Origin of the sequence: Clostridium celatum (assembly GCF_021412605.1) — a bacterium.
GTDB lineage: Bacteria > Bacillota > Clostridia > Clostridiales > Clostridiaceae > Clostridium > Clostridium celatum.
This window is the reverse complement of the sequence record NZ_JAJKGM010000079.1, coordinates 1-4582: the sequence shown is the minus strand read 5'-3', so window position 1 is coordinate 4582 and position 4582 is coordinate 1. Positions and strand designations below refer to the sequence as shown.

The window sequence follows — 4582 nt, the reverse complement described above, 5'->3', positions numbered from 1 at the left end:
GGACACATCCTTTCTTAACTAAATATTATTTTACTTAGTTCGATTTAATGTGTCCACTACTTTATACTAACACCACTCTTTTCTAATTATAAAATAGGACTATATTTTATCGTTTTTTTAATTTGTAAATTTCTTTATCATTGATAACTTTTACGTTTAAAACATTTAATAATTTTTCTAAACTTTTAACTTGGTTTATATATTCAATTTTCCCTGATTTAAGTAGAGTATTTATATTTTTTATAATATCTTCTTTCTCATCTTCACCTAGTCTTCTTTTAGTTTTTATAACAACTCTATTTATAAATGTTAACGTATGCCAAATTTGTTCATCTGTTATTTTGCTAAAGTCATTTATAACTCTTGTATAACCAACTCTTCTATTATTAGGTGGATATGCTTCTTTAAAAAATTCTAAAAAATGATTGATTTCCTTAGGATCCTTGTTATCTACAAATTTTCCTAAGGATGATTTTAGTTGATTTTTTAAATATATTATTGTATTTGCTTTTACTACTGTATTCATTTTTTCAATAGAATTATAAATAATAGTATATATTTCTTGAGCTTTTTCTTTACTTAATTCTTCTTTTAATAAAGGTTTAGTTTTTTCTATTGCATCTAATATATTCTTTTTAGAATTTAATTCTTTAGCTAATATATTATTTAGAATTTCTTCTGAAGTTAAATTATTATTATTTTGTTCCATTACTTTTCTCCTCTTTTGATTAAAGATTTACTATATTAATAAATTATAAACGCTAATATTAAATTAAAGAGTGTCTATTTTTATTTAGTAGTTCTTTATTATATTCTTCATGTTTTTTTATTAATTTTTCTAAAGGCTTTCCTTTTAACATATCGATTATCATTGGTGCTAATATTGTTAATGCATCTCTATATCCTAATTCTATATGTTGACTTAATACATTTTGTCTAATATTTACTGTTCCGATTCCATTAATTAATTCTAATTGCATTGATGGATATATTTCAATAATATGAGTATTTTCAAAACCTTCTCTATTAATAGGTTGATTAAATGCTAAATGAACAACTATTATAATATCACAATTATGAGTTTTCAGTGGTTTAATTGGAACATTATCAGCATTTTGATTTATATATTTAGGATTATTTACACCACCATCTGCATATCTATACTTCCCTATTTTTATTGGCTTAAATAAGTATGGAACAGCACAAGAGGCAATACATATATTTAAAATATCCTCATCATCATAATCATTAAGTTTAAAATACTCAGGTTCTTCTAAATCTATATTATATGCACATGCATAAAGAAGCTTTTTACTGTCTCTAATTATTTGAAAATCAACATAGTCTTCAATAAAACTTTTAATACCACTTTGAGATAATAAACCAATATCATTTCTTTTAAAGCTTTGTAGTAAACTTAATTGATTTTCACCATTAGCAGTTTTCTTTATGAACTCTTTAATTTTCAAATCCCTAACAGTATTTTCATTATTAATAAATCTTGAATATCGTATGTTAGACCAGCTCTTATCCATAATACTTCCATCATTCATAGAAAGCATAAGTCCATTTATTGTACCAATTGATACCCCTGAAACTACAGAAATACGTCTTATTATATCTAATTCCCAAAGTGCTTTAAAAACACCAGCTTCATAAGCTCCTTTAGCTCCACCCCCAGCTAAAACTAGACCTATATTTAAATCAAATAAGTCTTCTATATCTATCAATACCCTCACTCCTTTTTAATGATTAATAAATGAAGTACATTTAAAATATAGACTTTTATAAAAATAATAAGTTACTGATTTCAATTTATATTATCATATTATAGTATATTATACTACTTTATACTGATAATGTAAGATTAATAGAATTTTTTTAATTACAAAAAGTATAAAAAAATACAAAGATTAAATAAAATTAATAAAATCTTATTTAACCTCTGTATAATACAATTTAATTATTATAGAAATATATTTTGGAATAATACTACTATTGTTAAAACTTTTTTATAATATATTCTTTATGCAATATCCAATTATTTTCTATCCATTTATAAATACAAACATTATCAAATTTACAGTTAAAGTCGCATGGAAATAGATTTATATAATTCCATAGTTTATTATAAACATTTTTAATTTTTTTTGAACTTAAAGTTACATGAAATATTTTATCTTTTCCATCAATTTCATTAAACTGTATATATGGAATCTTGCTTAATTCAGTTATAAGTTTATCATGAAACTTTTTACCTTCATTAGACATTTTAACATCCATATAGATGACTCTATCATCAAAATGATTATATCCTTTTACTTTATAATTAAAGGCAATTTCACTACTACATAAATTTTCAATACAATTTTCTAAATCACTAATTTTACCATCATATTCAAAAGGAGATTTTATAGTAAAATGAGCTGGTAATTTTGAAGATTTTACATTAAATTTATTAAGTATATCATTTCTTAGATTATTATTAAAATTTCCTGCTTCTCCTTTTACAACACTAACAATTACATATCTCATACTACTGTTCTCACTTTCAATAAATTTAATATTTATTATATGATAAAAATAATACTATATACATTTATAAAATCTAGTAAATAGTTAATATATATTTTTTTATATAAGATTTAAAAAGTAGGTTCAAAAATATGATAAACTATTCTAATTCTAGGTGTATATCATTTAATTCTGGGAAATTATATTCATTTAAATTTATCCCTTTTAATGTTTCAATTACTTCATTTAGATTATTTACTAAATTTAGCTTTTGTTGTCTCAATAATGCTTCTAAAGAGCTATTTTCCCATTCTATCCATCTTATATAGTTATCTCTTTCCTCAATATATCTTTTAAATTCACTATTATTATCTAATTTTTCTGTTATTTCATCACAAATGAAAAAATTACAAATAAAACTTCTATATTTTATATCTAATGAGCATCCCTTACCTGGCTCAATAAAAGGACATGCTCTAAAAAACATAGAAACATCTTTAATTACTTTAGGCTTTTTTAAACTATTAACTTCTTGTATATCATATTCTTCATATGTATGAAGATTTTCTTCTTTTATTATAGATTCGTTAACTTCTTTTATTTCAAAATCAGTAGCAAATTTTAAACTGCTTGTCCCATTACTATTAACAAACAACTCATAACTTTCACTATCAAAAAAACCCTTACAATGAATATAATAATTGTATATAATAGTGTTTGGTAAATTTAATATTTTATTTAAAGTAGCTAGTCCATCTTTATCCTTTACCATTTTATGAATTTCATATAATGTAAATTTAGGATAATACCAACAGCATCCTCGTTTCTTTATTTCACATAAACTTTTTCCGAAAATACTATTACATCTATAACATGTGCTACAACTATATTGAGGAATACCCTCATTATTACTAAAACAAATACGTTCCATAATTGCATCTCCTAAAAATTTATTTGCATCTTATTATATCATTGTACATATTATTTTTTGAAGAATTATAGAATGAATTTACATATTTTTAACTTCACTTATTTTAAATTTAATATTATTTAATTTAGAATAATAGTTGTAATATTTTTATTAATCTTTATTAGATTTATTTTTACTGTGCCATTTTTCCAACGCTTCAATAACTTGCTTTTGTCTTTCTACAGCATAATCATAATTGTTATTTAATGCATATAAACTAGGGGCTTGAGGCAAGCCAGCTAATAATGTTGCTTCATTATCACTTAATTCGTTTGGTTCTTTATTAAAATATCCATTACAAGCTTCCTTTATACCAATATATCCATCTCCAAAATAAATTACATTAACATAAAGCTCTAAAATTTCTTCTTTAGTATATTTATTTTCTAACTTTTGTGCTATACAAATTTCTTTTATTTTTCGATCAAAACTTTGCTCATTAGTTAAAAATATATTTTTAGCTACCTGTTGAGTAATTGTACTTCCACCTTCAAGAATTTGTCCATTTTCTAAATTTGTAATTAATGCTCTAGCTATAGAAACTAAATCTATAGCACCATGTTTATAAAATCTATGGTCTTCTATTGCTACTATTGCATCTAAAAATGTTTTATATATATTGTCTAGTTCTGTATAATTAGAATTTTCTTTCACTTCTTCAATTTTACTTTCAATTGAAGTTTCATCAATTATACTTTTATATACACCACATCCAACTCCAATAAACATTGTTGATATAATTATCAAAAAAACCATTATAAATTTTATAATATTCAAAAATAACTTTTTCATAATAATAATCCATCCCTTTACTAATATTATTTATATTAGCATTATACCTAATTTTTAAAGTTATTTATATTTATGAACCTTTCATTTGTATTACAATTTTGTAATATTGTTAAAAGTTATTTAGAAAAAATCATTAAAATTTAACTTTTAACATATTTAGATAACAGAAATTAAGTTAATTTATTACACTATAGAAAAAACACTTATAGCTTTATAGCTATAAGTGTTTTTTTCCAGACTGCTGACAAAGTGTCAGTAGTCTTTAATTTTATACAAATATGTAATATAATTTAAAATATATTAATT

General features: G+C 22.4%; 5 protein-coding genes. All 5 read right to left on the bottom strand.

Going from position 1 to position 4582, the window contains the following annotated elements:
* Positions 1–106: 106 nt before the first annotated feature.
* Entirely contained in the window at positions 107–709 is a 603-nt protein-coding gene (locus tag LPC13_RS16470; RefSeq protein ID WP_005214262.1) for a hypothetical protein, read from the bottom strand.
* A 58-nt stretch (positions 710–767) separates the two neighbouring features.
* A complete protein-coding gene (locus tag LPC13_RS16465; protein ID WP_005214261.1) occupies positions 768–1739 on the bottom strand; it encodes a patatin-like phospholipase family protein in 972 nt (323 codons plus the stop codon).
* A 262-nt stretch (positions 1740–2001) separates the two neighbouring features.
* Complete coding sequence (locus tag LPC13_RS16460; protein ID WP_005214260.1) at positions 2002–2535, bottom strand: 2'-5' RNA ligase family protein; 534 nt, start codon at positions 2533–2535, stop codon at positions 2002–2004.
* Between the two features lie 139 nt (positions 2536–2674).
* Positions 2675–3445, bottom strand: coding sequence for a hypothetical protein (locus LPC13_RS16455; protein ID WP_005214259.1), 771 nt, complete (start codon positions 3443–3445; stop codon positions 2675–2677).
* 150 nt (positions 3446–3595) lie between these two features.
* A complete protein-coding gene (locus tag LPC13_RS16450) occupies positions 3596–4276 on the bottom strand; it encodes a biosynthetic peptidoglycan transglycosylase (protein ID WP_195245527.1) in 681 nt (226 codons plus the stop codon).
* Positions 4277–4582: the final 306 nt, after the last annotated feature.